Raw genomic sequence first — 26,214 nt, forward strand, 5'->3', positions numbered from 1 at the left:
CGCCCGTGGTCGTCATCCGCGCCGGATCAGGAAGACCAGCCCGAGACGGCCTTGACCTCAAGGAACTCCTCCAGCCCGTAAAGACCGCCCTCGCGCCCGTTGCCCGACTGCTTGTAGCCGCCGAAGGGAGAGCCCTGCGCGAAGTCCTGCCGGTTCGTCTCGACCATGCCCGACCGCAACCGCCGCGCGACATAGCGGCGCTTTTCATCGTCGGGCGTCTGCACGTAGTTCGTCAGCCCGTAGGGCGTGTCGTTGGCGATGGCGATGGCCTCGTCCACCGTGTCGAACTTGAGGATCGACAGCACCGGGCCGAACACCTCTTCCTGCGCGATGGTCATGTCGTTGGTCACATCGGCGATCACCGTCGGTTTGACGAAATAGCCCCGGTTCAGCCCGTCGGGCCGCCCCAGACCGCCCGCGGTCAGGCGCCCTTCGGCCATGCCGGTCTCGATCAGCCCTTGGATCTTGTCGAACTGCACCTCGGACACCACCGGTCCGATGTGCTTGCCCTCCTGCGCGGCGGGGCCCACTTTGGTGTCCTGCGCCACCCGTGTCGCGATTTCGACCGCTTCGTCGTAAAAGGGCGCTTCCACCAACATCCGCGTGGGCGCGTTGCAGGACTGGCCCGAGTTCTGGAAGCAGTGCGTGGCCCCGTCCTTGACCGCTTGCGCACCCGCCTCTTTGAAGATGATGTTGGCCCCCTTGCCGCCCAGCTCCAGCGACACCCGCTTGAGCGTATCCGCCGCCGCCTTGGAGATCAGCTTGCCCGCGCGGGACGAGCCGGTGAAGCTGACCATATCCACGTCCTCGTGCGCCGAAAGCTGAGAGCCAACGCCCGGCCCGTCCCCGTTCACAAGATTGAACACGCCCTTGGGGAAGCCCGCCTCGTCCATGAACTCCGCGAACAGCAGGCCGGACAGGGGCGCGATTTCCGAAGGTTTGAGCACCGTGGTGCAGCCCACGGCCACCGCAGGCACGACCTTGAGCATGATCTGGTTCATCGGCCAGTTCCACGGCGTGATCAGCGCGCAAACGCCGATGGGTTCCAGCAGCGTCTTCTCCGTCGCGGTGAAATCCCGCTCGAATTCCATCTTGTCGAAGGCGTTGATGAACCCCTGCAAGTGCCAGGACCCTGCGCCGACCTGATTGGCGCGCGCGAAAGAGATCGGCGCCCCCATCTCAAGCGACATCGCCTTCGCCATCTCGTCCTGCCGGTCGTTGTAAACCTCAAGCAGGCGCTGCAGCAGGGCCATCTTCTCGGACTTCTCGACAAAGGCCCAATCGTCAAACGCCGCTTTCGCCGCTGCCACGGCCGCGTCGGTATCCGCCTGATCGCCAAGGGAAATCACGGCGCAAACCTCTTCCGTCGAGGGGTCGATCACGTTGAAATCACGGGGCGTGACGGGGGCAACCCAGGCGCCGTTGATGTAGAAGTCGCGTTTCTCGATCATGCCGAACCTTTCTGAAAGGGTGCAGTGGGTGGTAAGGTGTGTCGCCAAGTCATATATGAATGGGGACAACGCACAAGAAGGAGAGCCGACATGGGTTTGCGCATCAACGACACGATCCCTGACATGACCGTCGAGACCGACCACGGTGAGATCAGCCTGCACGACTGGGTGGGCGACAACTGGGCGATCATCTTCAGCCATCCAAAGGATTTCACCCCCGTCTGCACGACCGAGTTCGGCGCCGTCGCACAGCTCGCGGAGGAGTGGGAGAAGCGCGGAACCAAGGTGCTGGGCGTCTCCGTGGACGGGGTCGAGGATCACAAGAAGTGGAAGACCGACATCGAAGCCGTCGGCGGGGCCAAGGCGAATTTCGCCATCGTCGCCGATGACGACCTGAAAATGGCGAAGGCTTTCGACATGCTGCCCGCCGAGGCCTATCTGCCCGATGGTCGCACGCCCAACGATTCCGCGACCGTGCGCTCGGTCTTCATCATCGGGCCGGACAAGCAGCTCAAACTGTCGATGACCTATCCGATGAACGTGGGCCGCAACTTCGCCGAGATCCTGCGCGCGCTCGACGGTTTGCAGACCGCCGCGAAAGAGGGTGTCGCCACGCCCGCAAACTGGGAAGTCGGGCAGGACGTGGTCGTCCCCACCTCCGTCTCGGACGAGGATGCGGTCGCGAAATTCGGTGCCATCGACACCAAGCTGCCCTATCTGCGGATGGCGAAACTGCCGCAGTAAATAGGCCGCGGAAACACAGCTCCAACACGCGAAAGGCCCCACCAATCGGCGGGGCCTTTTTGCATGTCGGGTGGGGGGGCGATCAGGCGTGCAGCACGACGACCGAATTCATCGGCACTCGCTCATAAAGATCGATGGCATCCTCGTTCACCATGCGCACGCAGCCGTTGGACACGCGGCGCCCGATGCCGGTGGGGTCCGGCGTGCCGTGGATCCGCAAGTAGGTGTCGCGCCCGCCGTCATAAAGATACAGCGCCCGCGCGCCCAGCGGGTTGTTCGGACCGCCGGGCATCCCGTCGGCGTAGGGCTCATACTTCTCAGGCTCGCGCCGGATCATCGCCGGGGTCGGCGTCCAGGTGGGCCATTCTTCCTTGCGTTTGATGCGATAGGTCCCCGGCACCCAACGCTCTTGCGGGGCGATCCCCACGGAATAGCGCAGCGCCTCACGGTTGGGCAGCGTCCAATAAAGCGCGAATTCGTCAGGGACCACGTGAAGCTGACCGGCGGGCACCTCGCCCAGCAGCGGCACCCGTTGCGGGCCACCGGTGACAGAAGCCGTGGCAGCGGTTGAGAGGGCAGGGGCGGCAAGGCTGGCCCCCAGGCCAGAGAGCACGGAACGGCGGGTTAAACGTGACATATCATATCCTTTCGACGCAGCAGTCGTATGTGGATACAACAAAGCAAAACGGGGCTAAGTTCCCTTAACCCCGTTCCACGTCGGTCTGAACGGCCTTTCCCTGACCCTTATCCGGGCGGGTGGCGTCAGTGCAGCACTGCGCGCGAGTTCATGGGCACGCGGGTGTAAAGGTCGGTGATATGGCTGTTGAGCAGGCGCACGCAGCCGTTGGACACGGCCGTGCCGATGGTGCGCGGTGCATTGGTGCCGTGGATCCGCAGGAAGGTGTCGCGGTTGCCGCGGAACAGATACAGCGCGCGGGCACCCAGCGGGTTGTTGATGCCGCCTTCCATGCCATCCTCATAGCGCTTGTAGGACCCCGGATCGCGGGCGATCATATCGGGCGTGGGCGTCCAGCTGGGCCATTCCTTCTTGGCCTTGATGCGAAAATCACCGCTTTCATACAGGCCCGCGCGGCCGATCCCGACCGCGTATTCCAGCGCCAGACCGGGGCCGAGCATCCAGTAAAGCTTGAAAGCGTCCGGCTCGACGTGCAGCTCACCGGGGGCATAATCGCGGTTGATCTGCACCACGCGCGGCAGTTGCTGCTCGGGCACGAGGTAGGTTTGCGCCGCAGCAGTCGTGGCGGCGGATGTGGCAGCAAGGCCGGCCGTGGCAGCGGCCGAGCCCAGAAATGTGCGTCGTGTAATCATAAAACTTCCCCAGAATACGTCCTTCGTCATTCTATATGCGCTGCCATCGGCGTTCGGCAAGACGCGCGCGACTCACGATGCGGTCAGTGTGACATTGCCGCGAGGGGCGAAAAACAAAAGGCCCCGGCGTTTCCACCGGGGCCTTTCCTGTCTCTGGATCAAAAATCAAGCGTCCGCTTTTTTCTCGTCCTTGATCTCTTCGCCGGTTTCCTGATCGACGACTTTCATCGACAGGCGCACCTTGCCGCGATCGTCGAAGCCCAGCAGCTTGACCTTCACTTCCTGACCTTCCTTCAGAACGTCAGACGGGTGGTTCAGGCGGCGGTTCTCGATCTGGCTGACGTGCACAAGGCCGTCTTTCTTGCCGAAGAAATTCACGAAAGCGCCGAAGTCGACGATCTTCACGACCGTGCCGGTGTAGATCTGACCTTCTTCAGGCTCGGCCACGATGGACCAGATCATGTCGTGGGCCTTCTTGATGGCGTCACCGTTGGGCGATGCGATCTTGATGACGCCTTCGTCGTTGATGTCGACCTTGGCGCCGGAGACTTCCACGATCTCGCGGATGACCTTGCCGCCCGAGCCGATGACTTCGCGGATTTTGTCCGTCGGAACCTGCATGGTTTCGATCCGTGGCGCATGTTCGGAGAATTCCGACGCGCCCGAGATGGCCTTGTTCATCTCACCCAGGATGTGCATCCGGCCTTCTTTGGCCTGCGCAAGCGCCTTGCGCATGATCTCGGGCGTGATGCCTGCGATCTTGATGTCCATCTGCAAGGACGTGATGCCCTTTTCGGTGCCGGCCACTTTGAAGTCCATGTCGCCAAGGTGGTCTTCGTCACCCAGAATGTCGGACAGAATGGCGTATTCGCCGTTGTCTTCCATGATCAGGCCCATGGCCACACCGGCCACGGCGGACTTGAGCGGAACGCCCGCGTCCATCATCGACAGGGACCCGCCGCAGACCGATGCCATCGACGAAGAGCCGTTGGATTCGGTGATCTCGGACACGACACGGATCGTGTAAGGGAAATCGGTGGCTGCGGGCAGAACCGCCTGCAACGCACGCCAAGCCAGCTTGCCGTGACCGATTTCACGACGTCCGGGGGGGCCGAAACGACCGACTTCACCAACCGAGTAGGGCGGGAAGTTGTAATGCAGCAGGAAGTTCGACTTATACATGCCCTGCAGGCTGTCGATCATCTGCTCGTCGTCGCCGGTGCCCAGCGTGGTGATGACCAGACCCTGCGTTTCGCCACGGGTGAACAGGGCCGAGCCGTGGGTCCGGGGCAGGATGCCCGTTTCCGCCACGATGTCGCGGATTTCGTCGGTCTTGCGCCCGTCGATCCGCTTGCCAGTCTTCACGACGTCGCCGCGCAGGATCGAGGCTTCGAGCTTCTTCATCGCCGAGCCGAGGTTCTCGTCGCCGAGTTGCTCTTCGGTCAGTTGCTCCTTGATCGCTTCGCGGGCATTGGCGACAGCGGTGGTGCGTTCCTGCTTGTCGGAAATCGCAAAGGCCGAACGCATCTGCTCTTCGCCAGCCGCTTTCACAGCCGCATAAAGGTCGGCGTAATCCGGTGCCTGGAAGTCGAAGGGCTCTTTCGCGGCGTCTTCGGCCAGATCGATGATCAGGTCGATGACGGGCTGGATCTGCTCATGGGCGAATTCGACCGCGCCGAGCATTTCCTCTTCCGAGAGCTCATAGGCTTCGGATTCGACCATCATCACGGCGTCCTTGGTGCCGGCGACGACGAGGTCGAGGCGCTGTTCGGGATTCTCGCGCAGCTTGTGCATGTCGTCCATTTCGGGGTTCAGGATGTAATCGCCATCCTCATACCCCACGCGGCAGGCGGCAATCGGGCCCATGAAGGGCGCGCCGGACAGGGTCAGCGCGGCCGACGCGGCGATCATCGCAACCATGTCGGGATCGTTGACAAGGTCGTGGGACAGCACGGTGCAGATCACCAGAACTTCGTTCTTGAAGCCTTCGACGAACAGCGGGCGGATCGGACGGTCAATTAGACGGCTTGTCAGCGTCTCTTTCTCGGTCGGGCGCGCCTCGCGCTTGAAGAAACCGCCGGGCACTTTACCCGCGGCATAGTATTTTTCGTTGTAGTGCACGGTCAGCGGAAAGAAATCCTGCCCCGGCTTTTGCTGCTTGGCGAAAGTCACGTTGGCCATGACCGTGGTTTCGCCATAGGTGGCGATCACGGTGCCGTCGGCCTGACGCGCAACCTTGCCCGTTTCCAGTGTCAGCGTCTCTTCGCCCCACTGAATCGATTTTTTCACTTCTTTGAACATCAAATGTTTTCCTATCAGGGGCGCGCTCGGGCCTATCCCGAGTCCCCCGTGTCATTGGTGGCCCCATTGCCACCGACCCCAATCCTATGTGCGAACGCCGGGGTCTGAAGCGTCACGTCTCAGATAGCGGCGCGTTTACACGGGTTTTTTGCGTTTGGGAAGAGGGCGGGCGCTAGGCCTGCGGCTGCCGAGGTGGGGCTGATCTAGCCCGTGGCGCGGACGGCAGGCCGAAAGCCTTGCGCGCTTCGACCAGCCGCAGATCGTCCGGGTCCATGCCCAGCGACAGGATCGTGTCGCGGTCGAACCTGTCTTTCGCGGTGGCGCGGTCATAGCCGGTGCCGAACAGCCGGTCGATCCAGCCCATGCCGAAGCTGACATGAAAGGTCGCGTCGTGGTCGTTGAAATGGTGACGCAGGTGGCTTTGCGTCACACGGGTGCCGAACCAGCCCTTGGGCACGTTCAGATGCGCCAGCGTGTGACAGTATTCATAGAACGTAAAGGCCGAGACCGAGCCAAGGAACAAAGCCACCGCCCCGAACAGCGCCGCGTCCGCAAGGCCCAGAACCGGCCAGAGCACCAGCGTGTGCAACGCCGCCGCGAACAGGCCGAACTTCAGCGCATACCAATGATCCCCACCGGTGAAGAACTCGGGGTTGGTGGGGAATTCGTGATGCCCGATGTGGCTGCGATACAGATCGTTGAACAGTCCCTGCTGCTGCGGCGGCTCACGATGATACAGAAACCGGTGCATCACGTATTCGACGAAGAATTGCATCACCACGCCATAGATCACAGCGATGCAGACCAGCGGGCCGAAATTCATCACGAAAAGGATCAGCCCCAAAACCCAGACCGGAGCGAGCCGGTGCAGGGTGCCCATGTTCAGCAAGACGCGCAGGGTGGGGATCATGGCGAAGCCTCCTTGTTGCGTAATCCTAGTGCCCGGTCGGGCAAGCACGCAAGGCTGACGCCACGGACGCGGCTAAAGCGGGTCGGTCTGCCAAAGGCGGATCTTGATGCCGCCGTGATTGACCACCGGCCCCGCCGGGCGGAATGGCAATCCTGTTGCCTGCGCCAGCTTGGCATCCGCCGTGACCACCGCCGCCCGCCAGCCGGGAAACGCGGATTTCAGTCGCGCACCGAAGGCCGCATAAAGGCCAAGCAACGGTGTGCTGTCGCCGATGCGCCCGCCGTAGGGCGGGTTGGCAATGACAAGGCCGGGGGTGTCGCAGGGCGGGGTGATCTCGCCCACGGGCTTCACCTCGAAGGCGGTCACATCGGCAAGGCCCGCGCGCTCAGCATTGGCGCGGGACATGGCAATCGCCCCCTGATCGCGGTCGCTGCCATAACAGGAAAACGCCGCCGCGCGTTCGGGGCTGCGCATGGCCTCGAAGGCGTCGGGGTCGAAATTGGGCAGGCTCTGGAAGGCAAAGTCCCGGCCCCGACCGGGATCGAACCTGCGGGCGATCTCTGCGCCCTCCATCGGAAAGGTGCCCGAGCCGCACATGGGGTCGAACAGCGGCTCCTTGCCCTTGAACCCGGCATCGCGCAGGAACAGGGCGGCCATCGTCTCGCGCAGGGGGGCCTTGTTCACGGCCTCCTTGTGTCCGCGACGGTGCAGGCTCTCGCCCGAGGTGTCCAGCGACAGGGTCACGATGTCCCGCTCGATCCGCACCCGCAGGCCGAAGCCCGCCGGGTCGGCGTTGTGGCCATGGGCAGCCAGCGCGCTTGCCACCCGCTCTTGCGCGGCGCCGGCGTGGTAAATCTTCGACTTGTGGCAGACCGCATCGACGGTGACATCCGCGCCGCGGGGCAGAACGGCGGCCCAGTCCACCTCGCGCACGTTCTTTTCCAGTTGCGACAGATACAAAGCCCGGAACGAGGTCAGCCGCGCCAGCACGCGGGTCGCCCCGCGCAGTTGCAGGTTGGCACGCCAGACCGCGGGCCAGTCGCCCCGCAGGGTGACGCCGCCGGGGCTTGTCTGGGTGACCTTGAAGCCCTTCTCGCGCGCCTCGGCGGCCAGCAGGGTTTCAAGACCGGGGGCGGTGATCAGAAAAATGTCCATGCAGTGGAGTAGCCTTTGACGGGACAAAGTAAAACCGCCCGAGCGGGGCTGCGGGCGGTTTGCTGTATCTGGTGTTCGCTTCGGGCGGTCGGCTTAGCGACGAATGCCCAGACGCTTGATCAGGTCCTGATAGCGGGCCTCATCCTTGGTCTTGGTGTAGTCCAGAAGCTTCCGGCGCTGTGCGACCATCTTCAACAGGCCACGGCGACCGTGGTTGTCTTTCTTGTGGGTCTTGAAGTGCTCGGTCAGGGTCTTGATACGCGAGGTCAGGATCGCGACCTGAACTTCCGGCGAACCGGTGTCGCCGTCCTTGGTTGCGAATTCCTTGATCAGGCGTTCTTTTTCTTCAACAGTAATCGACATCGGGATCTCCTTGTCTCGAAGGGTTTCGGGCGCAAGCCGGGATGTCGTCCAGCAAGGTCCATGAGTCGTCCGGCCCCGGAACGGGCCAGATGCGCGCATATAGGGGGATTCCGTCGCGAAGGCAAAGGGTTTGTCGCGGACCGTCAGCCGGCGACGAACTGCACGCTGGTGACGTCGAAGCTCGACAGGCCATAAAGCGCGGCGACCGGCTCTCCGTCCGCCAGAAGCGTGACGCCTTGCGCGGTGGTCTGGGTGGTCAGGACCGGGGGCGTGCCCTGATGGTTGAGGACCAGAACATCTTCGGCGGTGTAATCCATGATCGACACCAGCCCGCTGTGCACCTCGAAGGTGTCGGCATCCGCACCGCCGGACATCACGTCGCCGTCATTGCCGATCAGATGGTCGTCGCCCTCGCTCCCGTTGAGGTAGTCGCGCTGGGCCACATCCTCACCGGTGGCCCCGTCAAGGCGGTCGTTGCCGTCGCTGCCTTGCAGGTTGTCCTCACCGGCGCCGCCGATCAGGGTGTCGTCGCCATAGCCGCCGGCCAGCACATCGGCCCCGTCGCCGCCGGTCAACACGTCGTCGCCGCTGCCGCCCGACAGGGAATCGTCCCCCGCGCCGCCATCCAGCCGGTCGTCGCCCAGATCGCCAGTCATCAAGTCGTCGCCACGGCCACCGGACAGCACGTCGTCGCCGGAGTGCCCGTGCATCTGGTCGTCGCCATCCCCGCCCGTCGCGCTGTCGTTCCCGTCGCCGCCGCCGATGTAATCATCGCCTTCTGTGCCGGTGAGCGTGTCCGCGCTGTCTGTGCCCGTGATCACCTCGCCCGCGATCACCTCGTCCACGGGCTCTGCGGGCGCGGGGCCGGGGGCCCCCGGCGCGGTCATCTGCGCGAGCAGGTCTTGCGTCTCTTCCAGATCAACGGTGTCGTCGGTGTCCGTCGGCGGCGCGTCCGCCCCCTCGTCCGAGGGCATCACGCCGACAAACGCGGTTCCCGCAACGGCCAGTCCGACCAATCCCAGAAGTGCAAGCATGGCAAAGCCTTTCGCAGCGCCCCGCGCCCGGACGATCCGGCCCCGGGGGAATCATATGAGGCACAACCATAGGGCAAGACGCCGAAAACCGGCGGAAATTCGCGCGCAATGGTTAACCGGTCCAAAGCTCCGGCTGTTGGCTGTAGGCGATATAAAGCGGGTGTTTGGGATGGCCGGCCTTGCTCAGACCAAGGTGGTAGAGCGCACGTCCGGTGCCGCGCAAGAGCGCCTCAATCTGCGGGCCGCGATGCAGGTGCGCGCCATGGGTGCCCCAGGCACAGACGGTCTGGTCGGCCCAGAGCGTCGCGTCCAGTATCGCCGCGTCATTGCCCGGCCCGACGGGGTCTGCCGCCGCCCGCATCTTGCGCGGATCGGTGTCGCGCCAGGCGAAGATATTGGTGACGCGAAAGGCCCCGTGCCCCAGCGCCCGCGCGCGGCGCTCGCACCGCTCAACAGTGGGGTCGTTCTGCACCTCGGTCGCGGTCGAAGGGTTGAGCATGACGAAATGCACCTTCGAGCCCGCCGCGTCCCAGGTCCGGGTGAGCGCATAGCGGTAGCGTTCGCAATCGGAATAGATCGCGGTCGAAGGGGCGTCGTCTTTCACGTGGGTGCGGGTGATCATGGCCGCCTTATGCCGCCGTTGCGGGCGATGTGCTAGGGTGCAGCATTGATGAAAGGACAGGATATGAAACTCGGCGCTTTTTCCATCTCGCTCTCGGTCAAGGATCTGGAGCGATCCATCGCCTTCTACCGCGACCTCGGGTTCGAGCACTTCGGCGGCACACTCGAGCACAACTATGCCATCATGAAGAACGGCGACGCGCTGGTCGGGCTGTTTCAGGGCATGTTCGAGGGCAACATGCTCACCTTCAATCCCGGTTGGGACCAGTCCGCAGGCGAGGTCGACCCCTTCGACGACGTGCGAGAGATCAGGGCCCGTGTAGAGGCTGCGGGGCACGAGGTCTTGCAAGAGGCGGGCGGGGACCGCGGACCGGGGTCTTTCGTGGTCATCGACCCCGACGGCAACCCGGTCCTGATCGACCAGCACCGCTGAGCCTGCGGCTATCCGGCCCTTCGGGGAGAGTTTATCGGGTCAGATGAAGCGGGTCAGCGCACGAAGACGCGGGTGGGGTGCAGCTCGCCGGATTTGAAAATGCCCACGGCCACGGCCTCTCCGCCATGGTCGGCCCAGCATTCGTCGCCGTAGTCCACATCGCCCATGACCAGCGCGGGGTTGCCGTTGCGCAGTTTGGTCAGGCTGGACTCGGGGCAATGGACGCGGGGCAGATCGTCAAGGCCCGCTTCCAGTGGCAGGATCAGATGGTCAAGGCCGTCGGTCTTGGCGTGGTCGTCCAGCGTCTCGAGGCTCACGCCATCCTCGGCGTTGAAGGGGCCGGACCAGATGCGGCGCAATTCGCGGACGTGGCCGTGACAGCCCAAAGCCTCACCCAGATCGCGGGCGATGGCGCGCACGTAGCCGCCCTTGCCGCAGGTCATCTCGAGGGTGACGTGGTCGGCGTCGGGGCGATCGATCAGCAACAACTCCTCAACCCAGAGGGGGCGGGCGGCGATCTCGAAATCCTCACCGTCGCGGGCGCGTTTGTAGGCGCGTTCACCGTCGATCTTCACGGCCGAGAAGGCAGGCGGGGTTTGCATGATGTCGCCGACGAACTGGCCCAGCTGCGCCTTGATCTCCTCATCCGTGGGGCGGCTGTCGCTTTCCGCGATCACCTCGCCTTCGGCGTCGTCGGTGTTGGTCTTCTGGCCCAGCCGCACGGTGAAAGTATAGGCCTTCAGCGCATCGGTGATATAGGGCACGGTTTTCGTCGCCTCGCCCAGCGCCACGGCGAGAACGCCGGTGGCGTCCGGGTCCAGCGTGCCCGCGTGGCCCGCCTTTTTCGCGTCCAGCGCCCAGCGCACCTTGTTGACAACCGAGGTCGAGGTGATGCCCGCGGGTTTGTCCACCACAAGCCACCCGTGCAGGTCGCGTCCTTTGCGTTTGCGTGCCATGTCGCCTCCGGATGTCAGATCAAGCGGGCGGGGTAGCCGAGCGGCGGTGAGCCGTCAAGCGGCCTACTCCAGCACGCCGACAATGGGGCCGAGTTGCCAGCCGAAATCCGAGCGGTTCAATTGCGGCGCGTGCAGGCGGCTGATCTTGCCGTCGAAGAACAGCGCGTCGGGCAGGGCGAGGCGGTCGCGGAACAGGGTGGCGAAATCGTGAAAGTTCACCGCCTCGTTCGAGATCGCGAAAACGGCGCGTGTGCCGTCGGCACTGGTGCCCACGCCGTTGCGGATGAACCGGCTGTCGCTGTCCTTGATGAAGCGCGGATGCAGAGCGCCGTCGATTACCAGCATCGGGCCGGACTGCGTGGCATGGGTGCAGGTGGGTGCCTTGGCCTGATAGTCGCGCGTCTCATAGACCCGCAGGTGGTCGCCGATGCAGAACACGCCATTGGGCAGCAGGCCGAAATTGCCCGGCCCGGCAGTGGCGATGACGCGCATCTCTACTTCGCTGTCTTCGATGTAGTGGCCCACGGGCGCGCGGTCGTCGTGATACATGCCCGCGTTCATCGCGAAGGCCAGATCGCGACCGGTGTCCGCCTCAACCGCCGAGAAACTGCCGAGAATCGCGCCCGCGTCGTCGCGCAGGAAAAGCTGCAGATCCTCGTCCGCCGTCACTTCGCACACGGTATAGGACGCGCCGAGGTGGTCGAGATCTTCGCAGGTGACCGCCGCCGCAGGCGTGGCCAGCAGGCACAGCAGCCAAAGCCCGCGCATCACTCCTCGTCCCCGGGCTCCGCCGCGATGTCCCGGGCCACGCGGTCGTCGGCAAACATCGCGCGCGTCTGGTCCAGCCGATCATACATATCGTCGATGCGGAACCGCAGATCCGGCGTCGCCTTGAGCTTCATGCCCTTCGAGATCAGATGCTGAAGCTCTCCCTTGTTGCGGGCCAGTGCCTCAATCGCGAGGTCCGCATCCTTGCCGCCCAGGGGCAGCACGAAGCAGGTCGCGATGCTCAGGTCCGGCGTCATGCGCACTTCGCCCACGGTGATGGACATGGATTGCAGGTCGGGGTCATGCACCTCGCCGCGCTGCAAAATCTCGGACAGGCTGCGACGGATCACTTCGCCCACGCGAAGCTGTCGCGTGTTCGGGCCGTCCTTGCCTTGAAATCTGTTCTTTGCCATGCAGCCCATGTAGGACAGACAGGTGCACTTGCCAAGCGGTCGGGTGTGGATCGGGCGAAAGGATACGGGATGACGGACAAGCCGGGAATTGTGATCACGGGCGGATCGGGCCGGATGGGGCAGATGCTGATCGACACCGTGCTGGCGTCCGACGCTTGTGAGCTGGTCGGCGTGCTCGAGCGTGAGGGCCACGACTGGATCGGGCAGGACGTGGGCACTGCCATGGGCCGCGCGCCCGTGGGGGTGACTGTCAGCGACGACGCAGTGGGCACCTTTGCCCGTGCACAGGCGGTGATCGATTTCACCGCGCCCGAGGCGACGGTCGCCTTCTCGGAACTCGCCGCACAGGCCCGCGCGGTGCATGTGATCGGCACCACGGGACTGACCGAGGACGACATCGCCCACCTTGACGCCGCCGCCCGCCATGCGGTGATCGTGCGGGCGGGAAACATGTCGCTGGGGGTGAACTTGTTGACGCAACTGACGAAACGCGTCGCTGCCGCTTTGGATGAGGACTTCGACATCGAGATCATCGAGGCGCACCATCACCACAAGGTCGATGCGCCTTCGGGCACGGCCTTGATGCTGGGGGAGGCTGCGGCGCAGGGGCGCGGCGTCGATCTGCAGGACGTCAGGGACAGCGGGCGCGACGGGATCACCGGTGCGCGGCAGCGCGGCGATATCGGGTTCAGCGCCATTCGCGGCGGCGATATTGTCGGCGAGCACGACGTGCTTTTCGCCGCCGCAGGGGAGCGGATCAAGCTCAGCCACATCGCCACGGATCGGGCGATCTTCGCGCGCGGCGCGCTCAGGGCTGCGCTTTGGGGGCAGGACCAGAAGCCCGGTGCCTATGACATGGTCGATGTGCTGGGGTTGGCCGATCTGTAGATCCGGTCACTGATCCGGCTTCTCGTAGGGTGATAAATGCGCCGTCGCGGTTGGGTCCGGCTTTGGAAACCAGCCCTAGAACCAGCCCTAGAAATCGACCGCGATGCCTTTCTTTTCCCAGTCGCCATAGCGCACGGGCTCGGGCCCGTCGCGGCCGCCCAGTTCCTGCGGCAGGTCCAGCGCCTTGGTGGTCCGGCGGCGCTCTTCCGCTTCGGCAAGGGCGCGCTGGGCGGCGGGGGGCAGGTCTTTGGGGTCCGTCATGGTCGCTCCTTGCGCGGGGGATATGCCTGATATACCCCCGAACAATCAAATTCCAAGAGGTTCCCGATGTCGCAGCAACAGGGGTTGGCCCCGCGCAAAGCCGCACTCTTCCTTCTCGACAAGGTCACGACCGAGGGCAAGCTGCTCTCGGAGCTGATCGGTGAGGGGGCGTTGCAGCACCTCACGCCCGAGGATCGCGCCCGCGCCCAGCGGCTCGCGATTGCGACCCTGCGCGGGCTGGCGCGGGCCGACCGGATGCTGGCGCGGTTCCTCAACAAGACGCCGCCGACGCCGGTGCGCAACGTGCTGCGCCTATGCACGGTTGAGCTTGCCGGCGGTGAGGCTGCGCATGGTGTGGTCAACGCAGGGGTCGAGCTGGTCGCGCGCAACAAGCGCACGCAATCCATGAAGGGTCTGGTCAACGCGGTGCTGCGCAAGGTCGCCGACGAAGGCCCCGACGGCTGGGCGCGGCTGGCCGTGCCGCGCATGCCGGGTTGGCTGCGCAAACCGCTGAAGGACGCCTATGGCCCACAGGTGATCGCCGCGATCGAAGCCGTGCAGTTCGCCGGTGCGCCGCTGGACCTGACCGTGAAGGGCGACGTGACGGCGGCGCAGGCCGCGCTGGGGGGCGAGGTTCTGCCGACCGGTTCGCTCCGCCTGCACGACGCGGGGCAGGTCTCCTCTCTGCCCGGATTCGAGGCGGGCGACTGGTGGGTGCAGGACGCCGCCGCCGCCCTGCCGGTGCAGATCATGGCCCCGAAAACCGGTGAGAAAATCCTCGACCTTTGTGCCGCGCCGGGGGGCAAGACCATGCAGATCGCCGCCGCCGGGGCCGAGGTCACCGCCGTGGATGCCTCGGCCGGGCGCATGGCGCGGGTGCGCGAAAATCTGGATCGGACGGGGCTGCAAGCCAAACTTGTCACCGCCGATGCGTTCGAGGTCACGACCGACGGTTTCGACGCGGTCCTGCTGGACGCGCCCTGTTCCGCCACCGGCACGATTCGCCGGCATCCCGATCTGCCCTATGCCAAGGACGGCTCGGAGTTCGGCGCGTTAATCGACCAGCAGGCGGCGATGATCGACCACGCGCTGACGCTTCTGAACCCCGGCGGGCGGCTGCTGTATTGCACCTGTTCGCTGCTGCCCGACGAAGGCGAGGTGCAGATCGACGACGCTTTGGCCCGCCACCCCGGCCTGACGGTGGAGCGCGACGCTCTTGACGTGCCCGGCGTCGATCCCGCGTGGCGGACCGAGGAAGGTGGCCTGCGTCTGCGGCCCGATTATTGGGCCGAGCGTGGCGGCATGGACGGCTTCTATATCGCGCAACTGCGAAAGCCTGCGTGACTCAAAAGAAACCCGCGCCTATAGTTTGCCCACGCAAAGATGCTGAACAGCACGGGCGAGAGGCAGCAAAACGTGGTCGATACAACCGGCACCTATTCCGGGCGCGCGCGCCTGTTGAACCGACTGCATGCGCGTCTGGCCGCGCGGCGGCGGGCGGCGACGGCCTTTGTCTCTCAGCCCGAACCGAAGATGATCGGCCATTTTGCCCGGGGGCGGCAGCTTCTGGCGGGGAACTTCCTGTTCCGGGGCCATCTGATCGAGGCCCCCGGCGCCAGCATCTGGGATGCGGCGGAACGGGTGGACACCGCGACCGCGGCCAGCCACGGGTTCACATGGCTGGATGATCTGGCGGCGGTGGGCGACGTGCGCGCGCGCAGCACTGCGCAGGCGTGGACGCAGGACTGGATCGCCCGCTACGGCGACGGGCGCGGCGCGGGCTGGACGCCGGACATCACCGGCCGTCGCCTGATCCGCTGGATCGCGCACGGGTTCTTTCTTTTGCGCGGCGCGGAGCAGACCGCCTCTGATGCCTATTTCCGCTCTGCCGCGCAGCAGACCGTCTTTCTGTCGCACCGATGGAAGGCCGCGCGGCCCGGTCTGCACCGGTTCGAGGCGCTGGCCGGGATGATCTATGCGGGCCTGTCCCTCGAGGGGATGGAGGGCCGCGTGGACGGCGCGATTGCCATGCTGACCCGCGACTGCAAGGGGCAGATCGGCCCCGATGGCGGCATCCCGTCGCGCAACCCTGAGGAATTGCTCGAAATCCTCACGTTGTTGACATGGGTCGAAGCCGCCCTGCGCGGCGCGGACCGCCCCGTGCCCGAGGCGCTGACCGCCGCCATGCACCGGATCGCGCCCACCTTGCGGGCCTTGCGCCACGCCGACGGCGGGCTGGCGCGGTTCCACGGCGGCGGGCGTGGGCTGGACGGCTGGCTGGATCAGGCGCTGACAGCGGTGGGCACGCTGACCCAGCCCGACGAAGGCCTGCATATGGGCTATGGGCGGCTGTCGGCGGGGCGCACCACCGTGGTCGTGGACGCTGACGTGCCCCCCGTGGGGCCGGCTGCGGTGGATGCCCATGCCTCGACCCTCGCGCTTGAGATCACCAGCGGCCGCCGCCCGTTGATCGTCAACTGCGGACCGGGGGCGAGCTTCGGGCCGGAATGGCGCCGTGCGGGCCGCGCCACGCCCAGCCATTCGACGCTGATGATCGACGGGCTGTCCTCCTCGCGCATCCGGCAGGGCGGCGACGGGGTGGAAATCCTTGTGGATCACCCCCGCGACGTGCCCTCCGAGCTGACGCCCCTCACCGACGGCCAGCGACTGGCCGCCGCCCACGACGGCTATCGCGGCAGCCACGGGTTGACCCATGTGCGCACCGTCGATGTGACCTCGGACGGGCGCGCGGTGGTGGGCGAGGATCTTCTCACCATCCTCGCCCCCAAGGACGAACCCGTCTTCGACCGCGCGCTGGGGGCCGGCGCCCAGCAAGGCATCCCGTGGTCCCTCCGGTTCCACCTGCACCCCGAGGTCGAAGCGGTCGTCGATCTGGGCGGGGCGGCGATCTCTCTCACGCAGAAGTCCGGCGAAATCTGGGTGTTCCGGCAGGAGGGGGCCGGAAAAATGACGCTTGAGCCCTCGGTATATCTGGAAAACGGGCGTTTGCGCCCGCGCGCGACGCAACAGGTGGTTTTATCCGGTCGCAGTTTGTCCTATGCGACGCGCATCCGTTGGTCCCTGACCAAGGCGCAGGACACCCCGACCGCCCTGCGTGACCTGCATGAGGATTGACGGATCGCCCGTGACCCTGACCAAGGATTTCGCCCCATGACCGACCTTCACCCCATCCGCCGCGCGCTGCTGTCCGTCTCCGACAAGACCGGCTTGATCGATCTGGGCCGCGCCCTGTCCGAACGGGGGGTCGAATTGCTCTCCACCGGGGGGTCGGCCAAGGCGCTGCGCGACGCCGGGCTGGACGTGCGCGACGTGGCCGATGTGACGGGCTTTCCCGAAATGATGGACGGCCGGGTCAAGACGCTGCACCCGGCGGTGCATGGCGGGCTGCTGGCCCTGCGCGACAACGCTGAGCATCAGGCCGCGATGGAGGCGCACGGCATCGGGGCCATCGACCTGCTGGTCGTCAATCTCTACCCCTTCGAAGCGACGGTCGCTGCGGGCGCGGGTTATAACGACTGCATCGAGAATATCGACATCGGCGGCCCCGCCATGATCCGTGCTGCCGCCAAGAACCATGCCTTCGTCAACGTCGTCGTGGATGTTGAGGATTACGAGCCGCTGCTGGGCGAGCTGCGCGACAACGACGGGGCGACGACGCTGGCCTTCCGCCAGACGCTGGCCCAGACCGCCTATGCCCGCACCGCCGCCTATGACGCCGCTGTGAGCACGTGGATGGCCAGCGCCATCGACGCCCCCGCACCGCGCCGCCGCGCTGTGGCCGGAACCCTCGCCCAGACCCTGCGCTATGGCGAGAATCCGCACCAGAGCGCCGCCTTCTACACCGACGGCTCGGACCGGCCCGGCGTGGCGACCGCGCTGCAACTGCAGGGCAAGGCGCTGAGCTACAACAACATCAACGACACCGACGCCGCCTTTGAGCTGGTCAGCGAGTTCGACCCAAAGGATGGCCCCGCCGTGGCCATCATCAAACACGCCAACCCCTGCGGCGTGGCGCGCGGCGCGACCATGGCCGAGGCCTACACCCGCGCCTTCGCCTGCGACCAGACGAGCGCCTTCGGCGGCATCATCGCCCTGAACGGCGAACTCGACGCCGAGACCGCCGAAGCCATCACCGGCATCTTCACCGAAGTCGTCATCGCCCCTTCGGCCACCGAAGACGCCAAAGCGCTGTTTTCCGCCAAGAAGAACCTGCGCCTGCTGACCACCGGCGGGCTGGCCGACCCGACCGCCCGCGCCCAGACGATCCGGCAGGTGGCGGGGGGCTACCTCATGCAGGACAAGGACAACGGCCGCATCGGGCTGGACGACCTTCAGGTCGTGACCAAGCTGGCCCCCACGGACGAGCAACTGCAGGACCTTCTGTTTGCCTGGACCGTGGCCAAACACGTCAAGTCCAACGCCATCGTCTATGCCCGCGACGGGCAGACCGTGGGCGTCGGGGCGGGGCAGATGAGCCGCCTTGATTCCGCGCTGATCGCCGCCACCAAGGCGCAGCGCATGGCCGATGCGCTGGGGCTGGACGGATCGCTGGCCAAGGGCGCCGCTGTCGCTTCGGATGCCTTCTTCCCCTTCGCCGATGGCCTGCTGGAAGCGGCGGCGGCGGGGGCGTCCTGCGTGATCCAGCCCGGCGGCTCGATGCGCGATGATGAGGTGATCGCCGCCGCCGACGAGGCGGGCCTTGCCATGGTCTTCACCGGCATGCGCCATTTCCGCCACTAACCCCCGCCTGAAAGGAACGCCCATGCGCCTGACTTACTGGACCGGTTTCTGGGTCTTCCTGCTCGATCAGCTGAGCAAATATATCGTGCTCTACCGGATCGACCTGCCCACGCAGCCCAACGGCACCTATGACGTGTTCCCCCCCTTTCTGGTGTTCCGCATGGCGTGGAACCGGGGGGTGAACTTCGGCCTGTTCGCCAATTTCGACATGCGCTGGGCGCTGGTCGCGGTGGCGCTGGCGATCTCGGCCTTCGTGCTGTGGTGGATCCGCAAACAGCCCGCGAACCGCTGGGCCTATGTCTCGGCCGGGCTGCTGGTGGGCGGCGCGCTGGGCAACGTGGTTGACCGCGTGCTGCACGGGGCGGTGGCGGATTTCATCAACATGTCGTGCTGCGGGATCACCAACCCCTATGCCTTCAACATCGCCGACATTTCGATCTTTCTTGGCGCCGTGGGGCTGGTGTTCTTCACCGATGGCGATAAGTCTGATAAGACCGCGTGACGCATGGCGCGGTTTGGGCTAGAACCCGGAAGGACGGAAATTGGGGCGTGGAATGGTGAAACCGGTTTTGAGTGTCGCAGCAATGGTTGCGCTGGCGGCCTGTTCGGGCGGCGGCAGCGGCGCGCGCGATCTGCGCAATGACGGCTCTGGCCCGAACGAGTTTCTGGTCGAGACCTACAAGCCGCTGGTGATGCCCGGCACCCTGACGACCCTGCCGGTGCCCACGCCCGGCGGCGCGAACCGCGCCGATCCGACGCCCGTGGCCAACGCCGTGGCCGCCATGGGCGGCAATCCGAACGCCACCGCCAACTGACGCCCCCCTCACATCCGCGTTTGCCCCCTTGCAGACCGCCCCGTGTGACGTAGGTTCTGCACAAGTCAGTAGCGGAGTTCCCCATGCGTCTTCTTGCAGCGGTTTTTGCCTGTTTCGCCGTCGCGGCGACGGCAGAAGAAGTCACCACCTATCAATTGGACAACGGCATGGACGTCGTGGTGATCGAGGATCACCGCGCCCCCGTCGTGGTCCATATGCTCTGGTATCGGGCGGGCTCCGCCGATGAGCCTGTGGGCTCGTCGGGGGTGGCGCATTTTCTTGAACACCTGCTGTTCAAGGGCACCGACACCGTCGAAAGCGGTGAGTTCCAGCGCGTCGTGGCCGAAAACGGCGGCTCGGACAATGCCTTTACCAGCTTCGACTATACCGGCTATTTCCAACGGATCGCCGCGGACCGCCTGCCGCTGATGATGCAGTATGAGGCCGACCGGATGACCAATCTGGTGCTCACCGAAGAAGACATCGTCACCGAACGCGGCGTGATTCTTGAAGAACGCAACCAGCGGACCGAGAATTCCCCGGGTGCTCTGGCTCGTGAACAGATGCGCGCGGCGCAATATCTCAATCACCGCTACGGCGTGCCGATCATCGGTTGGAAGCACGAGATGGAGGAGTTGGACATGGAGGACGCGCTGTCCTTCTATGACCTCTATTATTCGCCGAACAACGCCATTCTGGTCGTCGCGGGCGATGTGGAGCCTGCCGAGGTGCTCGCACTGGCCGAGGAACACTACGGCCCGATTCCGGCCGAGCCGAATTTGCCCGAACGCATCCGCAGTCAGGAACCGCCGCAAATCGCCGAACGCCGCCTGATCTTCGAGGATTCGCGCGTGGCGCAGCCCTATCTCACCCGCAGCTATCTTGCCCCCGAACGCGACCCCGGCGCGCAGGAAGAGGCCGCCGCGCTGACCTATCTGGCCGAGCTTCTGGGCGGCTCGCCGTTCACCTCGGCCCTTGGCATCGCGCTGCAGTTCGACAGCACAACCGCCGTCTATTCCAGCGCCTATTACGATGGGCTGAACCTTGACGACGGCACCTTCGGCCTCACCGTCGTGCCCGCCGAGGGCGTGACCCTGCAAGAGGCCGAGGACAAGATGGACACGGCGATCACCGCGTTTCTGGACGCAGGCATCGATCCTGAGCGGATGGAGGCCCTGCGCACCCAGCTCAAGGCCAGCGAAATCTACGCCCGCGATGATGTGGGCGGGCTGGCGCGGCGATACGGCGCGGCGCTCACCTCGGGGCTGACGGTCGAGGATGTGCAGGCCTGGCCCGAGATCCTGCAAGCGGTCACCGCCGAGGATGTCCTTGCTGTGGCCGAACGTGTGCTGGACCGGGACCGCTCGGTCACCGGCTGGGTCGTTCCAAATCGGGAGGTTCTCCAATGATACGTTACATCGCCGCGCTCTGGCTCACGCTGCTGGCCGCCACCGCGCAGGCCGAAATCGACATTCAGGAAGTGACTTCGCCGGGCGGGATCGACGCATGGCTGGTGCAGGAAGAGTCTATCCCCTTCGTTGCCATCGAAATCCTGATCGACGGGGGCGCTTCGCTGGATCTGCCCGGCAAACGCGGCGCGACCAACCTGATGATGGCGCTGCTTGAGGAAGGCTCCGGCGATCTCGGCGCGCGTGCGTTTCAGGAAGCCCGCGAAGCGCTGGCGGCCTCCTACGGGTTCGACGCCTATGACGATTCGGTTTCGATCTCCGCCGTGTTCCTGTCCGAGAACCGAGACGAGGCCGTGGCCCTGCTGCGGCAGGCGCTGACCGAGCCGCGCTTCGACCAGTCCGCTTTGGACCGCGTGCGGGGGCAGGTGCTCTCGATCATCCGGGGCGAGGCGCAGGACCCCAACGACATCGCCGGCACCGCCTTCGATAAGGCCGCTTTCGGCGATCACCCCTACGGCACCTCGATCAACGGCACCGCCGAAAGCGTCACCGCCCTGACCCGCGATGACATGATCGCCGCCCACCGCAACGCGCTGGTGAAGTCCCGCGTCCACGTCGGTGCTGCGGGTGACATTTCCGCCGAAGAGCTGGGCGCGCTGATCGACACCTTGCTGGGCGATCTGCCCGAGGATGGCCCGCCGCGCCCCGACTCTGTGGACGTGGCGCTGGACGGCTCGACCACCGTGATTCCCTTCGATACGCCGCAATCGGTGGCGCTGTTCGGGCACGAGGGGATCGACCGCGATGACGAGGATTTCTTCGCCGCCTATCTGCTCAACGAGATTCTCGGCGGGCGCGGTGTCGAAAGCCGCCTGATGCGTGAAGTGCGCGAGAAGCGCGGTCTGACCTATGGCATCTACACCCACCTCGTGCCCAAAGACCTCGCCGCGCTCTATCTGGGGCAAGTCGCCTCGGCCAACAGCACCATCGCACAGGCGATCGAGGTTGTGCGCGACGAATGGGCGAAGCTCGCCGAAAACGGCGTAACGGCGGAAGAGTTGCAGCAGGCCAAGACCTACCTCACCGGTGCTTACCCGCTGCGGTTCGACGGCAACGCCGAGATCGCGGGCATTCTGGTCGGCATGCAGCGGCAGGGGCTGCCAGCGGATTACGTGGTCAACCGCAACGCCATGGTCGAGGCCGTGACGCTGGAAGAGGTGAACCGCGTGGCCTCGGAATTGCTTGACCCTGAGGGGCTGCATTTCGTGGTTGTGGGCCAGCCCGAAGGGTTGGAAAACACCGACCAGTAGCCCCGAATTGCCCCGAATAGCCCTGTCAGAATCGGCGCGGTTCATGCTATCCCTAGCGGCATGACAGCCCTAGACCCCAAGATAGGCGATTCCCGCGCCCCTGACGCCCCCGCGCCCTGCATCCGTCAACTGGATGAGGCGGCGATCAACCGCATCGCCGCAGGTGAGGTGGTCGAACGCCCCGCCTCGGCGGTTAAGGAACTGGTCGAGAACGCGTTGGACGCCAAGGCGACCCGCATCGAAATTGCCGTCGCCGATGGCGGCAAGACCCTGATCCGCGTCACCGACAACGGCGTGGGCATGACCGCCGACGATCTGCCGCTGGCGCTGTCGCGCCATGCGACGTCGAAGATTGACGGCTCGGACCTGCTCAACATTCACAGCTTCGGCTTCCGGGGTGAGGCGCTGCCCTCGCTCGGGGCCGTGGGTCGTTTGACCATTCGCAGCCGGACCAAGACGGGCGCGGGGGCCGAGGTCACGGTCGCGGGCGGCCAGCATGACGCCGTGCGCCCCGCCGCGCTGTCCTCGGGCACGGTCGTCGAATTGCGCGACCTGTTCTACGCCACGCCCGCGCGGCTGAAATTCCTGCGCACGGACCGGGCAGAGATGCAGGCGATCGGCGATGTGATCAAACGTCTCGCCATGGCCGAACCCTTCGTGACCTTCATCCTCACCGATGTCTCTGGCGGCAAGTCCCGCACCACCTTCCGCGCCGATGCGGAAAGCGGCGACATGTTCGACGGGTTGCACGCCCGCCTGCGCTGCGTGTTGGGCCGGGATTTTGCAGACAACGCACTGGCCATCGACGCCCAACGCGAGGGCGTGCACCTGACCGGCTATGCCGCGCTGCCCACCTATTCGCGCGGCTCTTCGGTGCAGCAATTCCTTTTCGTCAATGGCCGTCCGGTGCGCGACAAGCTGCTGCACGGGGCCTTGCGCGGGGCCTATATGGACACGCTGAGCCGCGACCGGCACCCCGCCGCCTGCCTGTTCATCGACCTCGACCCCACCCGCGTGGACGTCAACGTGCACCCCGCCAAATCCGAAGTGCGCTTCCGCGACCCCGGCGGCGTGCGCGGCCTGATCGTGAGCGGTTTGCGCCACGCACTCGCCGAAGCGGGGCACCGGGCCTCAACCACCGTGGCGCAGGCGACGCTGGGCGCGATGCAACCCGAACAGCCCGCCGATACGGCGACGGGCGCGCCGCGCGTTTATCAGATGGACCGGCCCACCGGCGGCGGCACCGGCCCCGCCTACCGCCCCGACCCCGCGCCGGGGTTTGCCGAGATGGCGCCGGACATGACCGGCCGCGTGGAAGAGCCCCCGCAAGAGGACCGGGGCGAGGATCACCCCCTCGGGGCCGCCCGCGCGCAGGTGCATGAAAACTACATCATCGCCCAGACCGAAACCGGCATCGTCATCGTCGACGGCCACGCCGCGCACGAACGGCTGGTTTATGAAAAACTCAAGACGCAGATGGCGCAGAACGGGGTCGCGGCGCAGGCGCTGCTGATCCCCGAGATCATCGAGATGTCCGACAGCGATGCCGCGCAACTGCTGGCCCATGCCGAAGACCTGTCCCGGCTGGGGCTGACCATCGAACCCTTCGGCGGCGGTGCCATCGCCGTGCGCGAAACGCCCGCCCTGCTGGGTGAGGTCAACGCCGAAGCCCTGCTGCGCGACGTGCTGGACGAGCTTGACGATCAGGGGACCAGCACGCTGGTGCAGGAAAAGCTCGAAGCGATCCTGTCCCGCGTGGCCTGTCACGGCTCGATCCGAACGGGTCGCCGGATGCGCGGGGAAGAGATGAACGCCCTCTTGCGCGAGATGGAGCGCACACCGCGCTCGGGTCAGTGCAACCACGGGCGCCCCACCTATGTGGAACTCAAACTCTCGGACATCGAACGACTTTTTGGCCGCACATGAACGCTGCGGCCGACAAACCTATTGAGGTGCGCCAAACCGGACGGTAGCGTGGCCGAAAAGAAGGGAATTGGTATGCGGTTATCGGTGTTTCTGGTCGGACTTGCGGGGCTTGCCGCCTGTGGCACGGCGGAGTTCAACGATCCGGTCGACCTCGACGCCACCGCCGAACAGCTGCGCACCCTTGACCTTCTGGCCGAAACCCGGCGCGAGGTTGACGTCGCCTATCGCGACCTGCCGTTCGACTCCGGCCCGGTCTATGTCGTTGCCCCCGAACACGGCGATCTGCACACCTACAGCTTGACGCCCTGCCGGAATGGCACACGTATCTGCGGCGGAGCGGGGGGCGTCGGGCATCTGACGCGCACCCCGGATTATTTCAAAGTGACCGGCGCCTATGCCGGTCGAACATTTTATTTGTCCCCGGGCGGGGACGGGATTCTGGAATGGCAGGGAGTGGAGCGTGAACTTGCTTGGAACTAAAAGATTGAAACAGGGGGCCGCGCTGGCCCTTCTGGGCGCCGTCGCGGCCTGCACGGCCCCGCTTCCCGGCGGTGAGACCGGCCCCTTCGCACCGGGCAACACGCTGACCTATTATTACCAGAACGTGCTGACGGGCATGCCCGAGCAGGCACAGATCATCGACTGCGGTGACCAGATGTTCCGCAAGACCTGCGTGCAACTGTCCAACGGCGCCACCTTCGAGCTTGAGCCGACCGAGAACGGCGTGAGCTACGGCAACGACGCGCAGCGGGTGGTGTTGCAGCCGGACCCCGGCGGCGTGCCGTCGGGTGTCGGGCAGATGACTGACCTGACCAAGGATGAGGTGATCGGCCTGCGCTGGGTTTCCTTGCCGTCCGCAGGGGCCGTCGCAGCGAGTCCGGCGACAGGCGGGTGATAAGCCCATGCGGGGGCGATCTTAGCCGAACGCCCCCGTCAGATCCCCAGAAACGGTTGCGCGATCCGTGGCAGCAGCCCGTGGAAGCGCAGCGGCGCGTCGGTTGCCGCAAGGCAGATGCAATCTTCGCCCAGGTCGGCCACGGGCTGGTGATCCAGCTCCTCGGTGGCGATCTCGATATCGCCGGTGCCGAAGTGATCCACCTCATCGCGGAACGCGCCCTGTAGCACCAGCGTCAACTCGGTGCCCCGGTGGCCATGGTCCGGCACGGCCGTTCCCGCCGGGATGTGCAGCAGCCGCACCCTGCTTGAGCGATCGACCCGCAGCACCGCCTGCCGCACGCCGCCGCCCACGCGCCGCCATCTCACCGCTTCCAGATCGCCGCCGACATAGGCTTGCAGCGGCGTGGGAAACACGCCGGACCGGGCGGTGGTAGGCTCTGGCGCGGTCTCGGCCCCGGCGTCGGCCCCGACAGCGTCAATCCGGGCCAGCGTTTCGGCAAAGCTGCCCTCGGACAAGGCCACGGGGGACAGGTCGTCGACAACGGCCCCACCCACGGCATCGAAGGCCAACATTCGCGCCCGGCATTCGTCGCACAGCGAGATATGCGTGGCCACGACAAGGCTGAACCCTTCCGGCAGAGCCCCCGCGGAATAGGCCATCAGCAGATCGTCGGTCAGGTGATGTTTGATTTCGGTCATATCGGTCACTTCATCTGGTGGCGCAGACGGTCCAGCGCCAAACGTAGTCTTGATTTGATCGTGCCCAGCGGCAGGCCGGTCGCCTCGGAAATCTCGCGGTGGGTGAGCTCCCCGAAATACGCCCGCAGGACGAGGTCTTTTTGCTTTTCCGGCAGCTCCGCCATCGCGGACCTGAGCTGTTCGCTTTCCTGTTGAAGGGCCAGCGCGTCGGCCTGATCGGGGGCGGCTTCGGGGCCCCAGGGCAGCTCTTCCGGCTCGGGGCGGCGTTGTTTGCGCAGGATGTCGATGCGGCGGTTGCGGGCGATGGTGAAGATCCACGTCGATACGCTTGCCTTGCGGGGATCAAACAGATGCGCCTTGCGCCAGACGGTTGCCATCACGTCCTGGCTGACATCCTCGGCCACGTCCGCCGACGCGCCGGACTTCATCAGGAAGGATTTCACCCGCGGTGCGAAATAGGCGAAAAGCGCGGCGAAGGCCTTTCGGTCCTGCGCTTCACGGATCGCGGTGATCTCGGTGACCCAGGCCATGCGGTCCGGTTTCGGGGGTGTCGACGTCAAGCAAGGTCCCTTCGTGCGGCCACGCGGGCCGGTCTTCGCTCTGGACCGCGCAAGCATGACGTAGCCCGCGCGCGTCGCGGGTCCCGCCGATTGTGCCGATTGGGTTTCCAAGGTCAACATGCAAGGGATACGCGCGCCCCGCCGCGCTGGATCACCCGCCCCGAGATTTTCGCAAAAAACAAAACCGATCCCGCGCAGGCCCCGTAACAG

At 65.5% G+C, this 26,214-nt stretch carries 28 protein-coding genes; 13 read left to right on the plus strand and 15 right to left on the minus strand.

Annotated features, from left to right (window positions below; genetic code table 11):
- Nucleotides 1-26: 26 nt before the first annotated feature.
- Nucleotides 27-1,451, minus strand: coding sequence for an aldehyde dehydrogenase family protein (locus DC363_RS04285; RefSeq protein WP_108639890.1), 1,425 nt, complete (start codon nucleotides 1,449-1,451; stop codon nucleotides 27-29).
- Nucleotides 1,452-1,541: 90 nt separating this feature from the next.
- Here DC363_RS04285 and DC363_RS04290 point away from each other — a divergent pair, with 90 nt between their 5' ends.
- Nucleotides 1,542-2,195 carry a peroxiredoxin gene (locus DC363_RS04290; protein ID WP_108639891.1) on the plus strand — a complete coding sequence of 218 codons (654 nt, stop codon included), beginning with the start codon at nucleotides 1,542-1,544 and terminating at the stop codon, nucleotides 2,193-2,195.
- Between the two features lie 82 nt (nucleotides 2,196-2,277).
- Here the strand turns inward: DC363_RS04290 and DC363_RS04295 are convergent, their stop codons facing one another.
- From DC363_RS04295 to DC363_RS04330, 8 genes are all read right to left on the minus strand, one after another.
- The gene (locus DC363_RS04295; protein WP_108639892.1) at nucleotides 2,278-2,832 is read right to left on the minus strand and encodes a L,D-transpeptidase; all 555 of its coding nucleotides are present in this window, start codon (nucleotides 2,830-2,832) and stop codon (nucleotides 2,278-2,280) included.
- A gap of 125 nt (nucleotides 2,833-2,957) precedes the next feature.
- Nucleotides 2,958-3,524, minus strand: coding sequence for a L,D-transpeptidase (locus DC363_RS04300; RefSeq protein WP_108639893.1), 567 nt, complete (start codon nucleotides 3,522-3,524; stop codon nucleotides 2,958-2,960).
- 165 nt (nucleotides 3,525-3,689) lie between these two features.
- Nucleotides 3,690-5,825: a polyribonucleotide nucleotidyltransferase gene (gene pnp / locus DC363_RS04305; RefSeq protein ID WP_108639894.1), complete on the minus strand. Its 2,136-nt coding sequence runs from the start codon at nucleotides 5,823-5,825 to the stop codon at nucleotides 3,690-3,692.
- Nucleotides 5,826-5,997: 172 nt separating this feature from the next.
- Nucleotides 5,998-6,735 (minus strand): sterol desaturase family protein, encoded by a 738-nt coding sequence (locus DC363_RS04310; protein ID WP_108639895.1) that lies wholly within the window; start codon nucleotides 6,733-6,735, stop codon nucleotides 5,998-6,000.
- A 72-nt stretch (nucleotides 6,736-6,807) separates the two neighbouring features.
- Entirely contained in the window at nucleotides 6,808-7,890 is a 1,083-nt protein-coding gene (locus DC363_RS04315) for a THUMP domain-containing class I SAM-dependent RNA methyltransferase (RefSeq protein ID WP_108639896.1), read from the minus strand.
- A gap of 93 nt (nucleotides 7,891-7,983) precedes the next feature.
- A complete protein-coding gene (gene rpsO / locus DC363_RS04320; RefSeq protein WP_108639897.1) occupies nucleotides 7,984-8,253 on the minus strand; it encodes a 30S ribosomal protein S15 in 270 nt (89 codons plus the stop codon).
- A 143-nt stretch (nucleotides 8,254-8,396) separates the two neighbouring features.
- Nucleotides 8,397-9,287, minus strand: a complete 891-nt coding sequence (locus tag DC363_RS04325; RefSeq protein WP_108639898.1) for a calcium-binding protein — start codon at nucleotides 9,285-9,287, stop codon at nucleotides 8,397-8,399.
- 112 nt (nucleotides 9,288-9,399) lie between these two features.
- Nucleotides 9,400-9,909: a DUF1643 domain-containing protein gene (locus DC363_RS04330; protein WP_108639899.1), complete on the minus strand. Its 510-nt coding sequence runs from the start codon at nucleotides 9,907-9,909 to the stop codon at nucleotides 9,400-9,402.
- 63 nt (nucleotides 9,910-9,972) lie between these two features.
- On the opposite strand from DC363_RS04330, the gene DC363_RS04335 reads away from it, so the two are divergent.
- Nucleotides 9,973-10,341 carry a VOC family protein gene (locus DC363_RS04335; RefSeq protein WP_108639900.1) on the plus strand — a complete coding sequence of 123 codons (369 nt, stop codon included), beginning with the start codon at nucleotides 9,973-9,975 and terminating at the stop codon, nucleotides 10,339-10,341.
- A gap of 53 nt (nucleotides 10,342-10,394) precedes the next feature.
- Here the strand turns inward: DC363_RS04335 and truB are convergent, their stop codons facing one another.
- From truB to rbfA, 3 genes are all read right to left on the minus strand, one after another.
- Nucleotides 10,395-11,297: a tRNA pseudouridine(55) synthase TruB gene (gene truB, locus DC363_RS04340; RefSeq protein WP_108639901.1), complete on the minus strand. Its 903-nt coding sequence runs from the start codon at nucleotides 11,295-11,297 to the stop codon at nucleotides 10,395-10,397.
- Nucleotides 11,298-11,360: 63 nt separating this feature from the next.
- Nucleotides 11,361-12,065 carry a phosphodiester glycosidase family protein gene (locus DC363_RS04345; protein ID WP_108639902.1) on the minus strand — a complete coding sequence of 235 codons (705 nt, stop codon included), beginning with the start codon at nucleotides 12,063-12,065 and terminating at the stop codon, nucleotides 11,361-11,363.
- A complete protein-coding gene (gene rbfA, locus DC363_RS04350) occupies nucleotides 12,065-12,478 on the minus strand; it encodes a 30S ribosome-binding factor RbfA (RefSeq protein ID WP_108639903.1) in 414 nt (137 codons plus the stop codon). Before rbfA ends, DC363_RS04345 begins: the two co-directional genes overlap by 1 nt.
- A gap of 69 nt (nucleotides 12,479-12,547) precedes the next feature.
- Here rbfA and dapB point away from each other — a divergent pair, with 69 nt between their 5' ends.
- Entirely contained in the window at nucleotides 12,548-13,366 is an 819-nt protein-coding gene (dapB, locus tag DC363_RS04355; RefSeq protein WP_108639904.1) for a 4-hydroxy-tetrahydrodipicolinate reductase, read from the plus strand.
- An 87-nt stretch (nucleotides 13,367-13,453) separates the two neighbouring features.
- Here the strand turns inward: dapB and DC363_RS04360 are convergent, their stop codons facing one another.
- The gene (locus DC363_RS04360; RefSeq protein ID WP_108639905.1) at nucleotides 13,454-13,627 is read right to left on the minus strand and encodes a DUF1674 domain-containing protein; all 174 of its coding nucleotides are present in this window, start codon (nucleotides 13,625-13,627) and stop codon (nucleotides 13,454-13,456) included.
- A 66-nt stretch (nucleotides 13,628-13,693) separates the two neighbouring features.
- On the opposite strand from DC363_RS04360, the gene DC363_RS04365 reads away from it, so the two are divergent.
- The 10 genes from DC363_RS04365 to DC363_RS04410 all read left to right on the plus strand — a co-directional run bounded on the left by DC363_RS04365 (nucleotide 13,694) and on the right by DC363_RS04410 (nucleotide 24,743).
- The gene (locus tag DC363_RS04365) at nucleotides 13,694-14,971 is read left to right on the plus strand and encodes an RsmB/NOP family class I SAM-dependent RNA methyltransferase (protein WP_108639906.1); all 1,278 of its coding nucleotides are present in this window, start codon (nucleotides 13,694-13,696) and stop codon (nucleotides 14,969-14,971) included.
- 39 nt (nucleotides 14,972-15,010) lie between these two features.
- Nucleotides 15,011-16,762, plus strand: a complete 1,752-nt coding sequence (locus DC363_RS04370) for a heparinase II/III family protein (RefSeq protein ID WP_108639907.1) — start codon at nucleotides 15,011-15,013, stop codon at nucleotides 16,760-16,762.
- Between the two features lie 36 nt (nucleotides 16,763-16,798).
- Nucleotides 16,799-18,388: a bifunctional phosphoribosylaminoimidazolecarboxamide formyltransferase/IMP cyclohydrolase gene (gene purH / locus DC363_RS04375; protein WP_108639908.1), complete on the plus strand. Its 1,590-nt coding sequence runs from the start codon at nucleotides 16,799-16,801 to the stop codon at nucleotides 18,386-18,388.
- Nucleotides 18,389-18,410: 22 nt separating this feature from the next.
- On the plus strand, nucleotides 18,411-18,890 hold the full coding sequence (lspA, locus tag DC363_RS04380; RefSeq protein ID WP_108639909.1) for a signal peptidase II: 480 nt from the start codon (nucleotides 18,411-18,413) through the stop codon (nucleotides 18,888-18,890).
- A 52-nt stretch (nucleotides 18,891-18,942) separates the two neighbouring features.
- The gene (locus DC363_RS04385) at nucleotides 18,943-19,203 is read left to right on the plus strand and encodes a DUF3035 domain-containing protein (protein WP_196778372.1); all 261 of its coding nucleotides are present in this window, start codon (nucleotides 18,943-18,945) and stop codon (nucleotides 19,201-19,203) included.
- Between the two features lie 83 nt (nucleotides 19,204-19,286).
- Nucleotides 19,287-20,612: a M16 family metallopeptidase gene (locus DC363_RS04390; RefSeq protein ID WP_108639910.1), complete on the plus strand. Its 1,326-nt coding sequence runs from the start codon at nucleotides 19,287-19,289 to the stop codon at nucleotides 20,610-20,612.
- Nucleotides 20,609-21,922: a M16 family metallopeptidase gene (locus DC363_RS04395; protein ID WP_108639911.1), complete on the plus strand. Its 1,314-nt coding sequence runs from the start codon at nucleotides 20,609-20,611 to the stop codon at nucleotides 21,920-21,922. Before DC363_RS04390 ends, DC363_RS04395 begins: the two co-directional genes overlap by 4 nt.
- 60 nt (nucleotides 21,923-21,982) lie before the next feature.
- Nucleotides 21,983-23,848 (plus strand): DNA mismatch repair endonuclease MutL, encoded by a 1,866-nt coding sequence (gene mutL, locus DC363_RS04400; RefSeq protein WP_108639912.1) that lies wholly within the window; start codon nucleotides 21,983-21,985, stop codon nucleotides 23,846-23,848.
- Between the two features lie 72 nt (nucleotides 23,849-23,920).
- Nucleotides 23,921-24,328: a hypothetical protein gene (locus tag DC363_RS04405; RefSeq protein ID WP_241962921.1), complete on the plus strand. Its 408-nt coding sequence runs from the start codon at nucleotides 23,921-23,923 to the stop codon at nucleotides 24,326-24,328.
- Entirely contained in the window at nucleotides 24,309-24,743 is a 435-nt protein-coding gene (locus DC363_RS04410; protein ID WP_241962922.1) for a hypothetical protein, read from the plus strand. The genes DC363_RS04405 and DC363_RS04410 overlap by 20 nt, the downstream gene beginning before the upstream one ends.
- 38 nt (nucleotides 24,744-24,781) lie before the next feature.
- On the opposite strand, the gene DC363_RS04415 is transcribed toward DC363_RS04410, so the two are convergent.
- Both DC363_RS04415 and DC363_RS04420 read right to left on the minus strand, forming a co-directional pair.
- Nucleotides 24,782-25,444 carry a ChrR family anti-sigma-E factor gene (locus DC363_RS04415; protein ID WP_108639913.1) on the minus strand — a complete coding sequence of 221 codons (663 nt, stop codon included), beginning with the start codon at nucleotides 25,442-25,444 and terminating at the stop codon, nucleotides 24,782-24,784.
- Nucleotides 25,445-25,449: 5 nt separating this feature from the next.
- The gene (locus tag DC363_RS04420; RefSeq protein ID WP_241962926.1) at nucleotides 25,450-25,974 is read right to left on the minus strand and encodes a sigma-70 family RNA polymerase sigma factor; all 525 of its coding nucleotides are present in this window, start codon (nucleotides 25,972-25,974) and stop codon (nucleotides 25,450-25,452) included.
- Between the last annotated feature and the right edge of the window lie 240 nt (nucleotides 25,975-26,214).

Source organism: Thalassorhabdomicrobium marinisediminis (assembly GCF_003072065.1).
Classification (GTDB): domain Bacteria; phylum Pseudomonadota; class Alphaproteobacteria; order Rhodobacterales; family Rhodobacteraceae; genus Octadecabacter; species Octadecabacter marinisediminis.

Bases quoted from the DNA above. Each gene is read 5' to 3' on its own strand.
- DC363_RS04360 (WP_108639905.1), bottom strand. From the start codon at position 13,627: ATGACGGACCCCAAAGACCTGCCCCCCGCCGCCCAGCGCGCCCTTGCC.
- lspA (WP_108639909.1), top strand. From the start codon at position 18,411: ATGCGCCTGACTTACTGGACCGGTTTCTGGGTCTTCCTGCTCGATCAG.
- DC363_RS04405 (WP_241962921.1), top strand. From the start codon at position 23,921: ATGCGGTTATCGGTGTTTCTGGTCGGACTTGCGGGGCTTGCCGCCTGT.
- DC363_RS04395 (WP_108639911.1), top strand. From the start codon at position 20,609: ATGATACGTTACATCGCCGCGCTCTGGCTCACGCTGCTGGCCGCCACC.
- mutL (WP_108639912.1), top strand. From the start codon at position 21,983: ATGACAGCCCTAGACCCCAAGATAGGCGATTCCCGCGCCCCTGACGCC.
- purH (WP_108639908.1), top strand. From the start codon at position 16,799: ATGACCGACCTTCACCCCATCCGCCGCGCGCTGCTGTCCGTCTCCGAC.
- rpsO (WP_108639897.1), bottom strand. From the start codon at position 8,253: ATGTCGATTACTGTTGAAGAAAAAGAACGCCTGATCAAGGAATTCGCA.
- DC363_RS04300 (WP_108639893.1), bottom strand. From the start codon at position 3,524: ATGATTACACGACGCACATTTCTGGGCTCGGCCGCTGCCACGGCCGGC.
- DC363_RS04335 (WP_108639900.1), top strand. From the start codon at position 9,973: ATGAAACTCGGCGCTTTTTCCATCTCGCTCTCGGTCAAGGATCTGGAG.
- DC363_RS04315 (WP_108639896.1), bottom strand. From the start codon at position 7,890: ATGGACATTTTTCTGATCACCGCCCCCGGTCTTGAAACCCTGCTGGCC.
- DC363_RS04420 (WP_241962926.1), bottom strand. From the start codon at position 25,974: ATGGCCTGGGTCACCGAGATCACCGCGATCCGTGAAGCGCAGGACCGA.
- DC363_RS04330 (WP_108639899.1), bottom strand. From the start codon at position 9,909: ATGATCACCCGCACCCACGTGAAAGACGACGCCCCTTCGACCGCGATC.
- DC363_RS04285 (WP_108639890.1), bottom strand. From the start codon at position 1,451: ATGATCGAGAAACGCGACTTCTACATCAACGGCGCCTGGGTTGCCCCC.
- DC363_RS04365 (WP_108639906.1), top strand. From the start codon at position 13,694: ATGTCGCAGCAACAGGGGTTGGCCCCGCGCAAAGCCGCACTCTTCCTT.
- DC363_RS04345 (WP_108639902.1), bottom strand. From the start codon at position 12,065: ATGCGCGGGCTTTGGCTGCTGTGCCTGCTGGCCACGCCTGCGGCGGCG.
- pnp (WP_108639894.1), bottom strand. From the start codon at position 5,825: ATGTTCAAAGAAGTGAAAAAATCGATTCAGTGGGGCGAAGAGACGCTG.
- DC363_RS04290 (WP_108639891.1), top strand. From the start codon at position 1,542: ATGGGTTTGCGCATCAACGACACGATCCCTGACATGACCGTCGAGACC.
- DC363_RS04325 (WP_108639898.1), bottom strand. From the start codon at position 9,287: ATGCTTGCACTTCTGGGATTGGTCGGACTGGCCGTTGCGGGAACCGCG.
- DC363_RS04385 (WP_196778372.1), top strand. From the start codon at position 18,943: ATGGTGAAACCGGTTTTGAGTGTCGCAGCAATGGTTGCGCTGGCGGCC.
- DC363_RS04370 (WP_108639907.1), top strand. From the start codon at position 15,011: ATGCTGAACAGCACGGGCGAGAGGCAGCAAAACGTGGTCGATACAACC.
- truB (WP_108639901.1), bottom strand. From the start codon at position 11,297: ATGGCACGCAAACGCAAAGGACGCGACCTGCACGGGTGGCTTGTGGTG.
- DC363_RS04390 (WP_108639910.1), top strand. From the start codon at position 19,287: ATGCGTCTTCTTGCAGCGGTTTTTGCCTGTTTCGCCGTCGCGGCGACG.
- DC363_RS04295 (WP_108639892.1), bottom strand. From the start codon at position 2,832: ATGTCACGTTTAACCCGCCGTTCCGTGCTCTCTGGCCTGGGGGCCAGC.
- DC363_RS04415 (WP_108639913.1), bottom strand. From the start codon at position 25,444: ATGACCGAAATCAAACATCACCTGACCGACGATCTGCTGATGGCCTAT.
- rbfA (WP_108639903.1), bottom strand. From the start codon at position 12,478: ATGGCAAAGAACAGATTTCAAGGCAAGGACGGCCCGAACACGCGACAG.
- DC363_RS04310 (WP_108639895.1), bottom strand. From the start codon at position 6,735: ATGATCCCCACCCTGCGCGTCTTGCTGAACATGGGCACCCTGCACCGG.
- dapB (WP_108639904.1), top strand. From the start codon at position 12,548: ATGACGGACAAGCCGGGAATTGTGATCACGGGCGGATCGGGCCGGATG.